This window comes from Xylophilus ampelinus (assembly GCF_003217575.1).
GTDB classification, from domain to species: Bacteria; Pseudomonadota; Gammaproteobacteria; order Burkholderiales; family Burkholderiaceae_C; genus Xylophilus; species Xylophilus ampelinus.
In genome coordinates, this window is the sequence record NZ_QJTC01000055.1 from 1 (window position 1) to 1,939 (window position 1,939).

Annotated in this window: 3 protein-coding genes; all 3 read right to left on the bottom strand. The window is 57.3% G+C overall.

The genetic code is table 11. From position 1 onward, the window contains the following. Window positions 1–93: 93 nt before the first annotated feature. Window positions 94–357 carry a hypothetical protein gene (locus DFQ15_RS16765; protein ID WP_199399910.1) on the bottom strand — a complete coding sequence of 88 codons (264 nt, stop codon included), beginning with the start codon at window positions 355–357 and terminating at the stop codon, window positions 94–96. Between the two features lie 25 nt (window positions 358–382). Further along, the gene (locus DFQ15_RS16770; protein WP_110467045.1) at window positions 383–718 is read right to left on the bottom strand and encodes a hypothetical protein; all 336 of its coding nucleotides are present in this window, start codon (window positions 716–718) and stop codon (window positions 383–385) included. Window positions 719–727: 9 nt separating this feature from the next. Further along, window positions 728–1,939, bottom strand: a 1,212-nt coding sequence (locus tag DFQ15_RS16775; RefSeq protein ID WP_146228795.1) for a TNT domain-containing protein, incomplete at its 5' end; no start/stop codon positions are given.

Here is a 1,939-nt window from a genome sequence, read left to right on the forward strand (position 1 = left end):
GGCTGGACTGCATGACCCTCTGGGCGATGGCGGCAGGCTTAAATCGCATGGGACAGCCGCGCTCTGTGTGACGAACGATTTGTTCAGGACGGACTAATTAGCTGCATCAAAAGAGCTGATAAAAATCGCCGGCCCCGAGCGCCTACCTCTTTCAGAGTGATATACCAGCCAGACATCGTCTTCTTTGTGGATGCACCATCCTCCGTCTGGAAACGCATCCGACACGCCAAGCAACCTGACGTCTACATCCACCTTAAACCTCGTCAATTCTTCCGCCAATTCCTCCAACGCCCAGTTCGGGCGGGCATCGTTCCGTTCAGGAAGAATTTTATATTGAGAATCCCAGTTCACAATCATTTTTGCCTCACTTTTCAATCCTCATTCAACGCATGCGAGGAAGCTCTCCCACAGAGGTATTGTCTCCTTTGGGATGGCAAACATGAATCCACAAATAAAAATTTGCCGCATCAAAAGGACTGGTGAAAATGGATGGCCTAGAACGCCGGCCGCGCTCTGAGTGATACACCAGCCAGACATTATCCTCCTTATGAATACACCACCCTCCATCAGGAAAAGCATCTGCCACCCCTAAAAGCCGCGGGTTTACATCAACTTTTAATCGGACAAGTTCTTCAGCCAATTCCTCCAATGCCCAGTTAGGGCGCGGATTATTCTCTTGAGACGAAAATTCATATGCATTTCCCCATTCAACAATCATTCTTAGTCCTCATTTCAAATAGCCGAATCTTACAAGCTCGTTTATGTTTGCATAGCCTTCTGGTTTTTCAGGAATTTTCGCCCGAATCTGAACCCCACCCCCCGGCTGCCCAAATGCCGGTGCAATCACTTCCTGCGTCGCAGTGAACGGTTTGGCAACCGTATATTTCTCATACGGATCAGCTTGCTTGCCCGGAGGAAGCGCTCTCTCCTCAAAGGATGCGCCGGCCGGCGACATGTACTCACCATTCCGCGAGCCATACCGATCCAGTGTTTTGCCAGGCTCTATGGTGACACTTTGGGTGCTGCCCGGCACAGCGCCATTGTTCGGCGCCTGCTTTTGCCAATCCCATTCGCCCCCCGGCCGGGAAGAATTGTCACGCCGGTAGGCATCGTATTGCGAGGCGTCATCGGTACGCGCATTGGAGTCGATCCGGGCCTTGGCGGAGGCAGCGGCCTCTGCCCTCCCCGCCTCTGCCCTCCCCGCCTCTGCCCGCCGCCCGATATTCGAGACGGCAGTAATCCCTTGCTCCGCCAGCCGGGTACCGACCACCGCTGCGGTGGAGCCGGTCGCCAGCGCCATGCCCAGCGCCTCCCCTCGCACCTGCGGATCGGGGCTGTTGAGACCCTCTACGATGTTGCTGGGCAATCCTGCGATGTTCTTGGCGATGGATATCGCTGTCTCGCCCGCACCGTTGTTGATGATGGCGGTGGTGACTTCGTAGCTGCCGATGCCGGTCGCAAGCACAGCGCCGCCCGGCGTCAGGACCATGAGGCCTTTGCCCAGGCCAACGAGGAAGGCGGCATTGTCTTTGCAGGCTTGGCCGACGCACTGCCTCTGGTCCAGGCCGCCTCGGATGATGGCCTGGGCATTGCTGTCCATGTTCAGGATGCGACCGACTTCTTCGGGGGGCACGCCTTTGTCGAGCATGTTTACTGCCGCGGCGTAGCCTTGGCGGTATTCCGATTTGAGTTCGTCGCAGTTGCCGGTGGCCTTGCAATTGAGGAGTTCTTTGTCGTTGACGGCGCTGACGGCATAGGCGCCGTCGATGGCTTGCTTGCGGCAGTCCTGGTTCTGGTCGCATTTCTGGAGCTGCTTGGATAGCGCGTCGATGTCGGTGTGCTTGAGGTAGTTGTTGACGGTGGCGTTGCCCGCCGCAGCCGCCCCGGCACCGCCGCCAACGGCAGCACCCACGCTGGTGCCCGCGATGGCGACGAGGGC

Excerpts from the sequence above, each read along its gene's own strand:
- DFQ15_RS16765 (WP_199399910.1), bottom strand. The coding sequence starts at position 357 with ATGATTGTGAACTGGGATTCTCAATATAAAATTCTTCCTGAACGGAAC.
- DFQ15_RS16770 (WP_110467045.1), bottom strand. The coding sequence starts at position 718 with ATGATTGTTGAATGGGGAAATGCATATGAATTTTCGTCTCAAGAGAAT.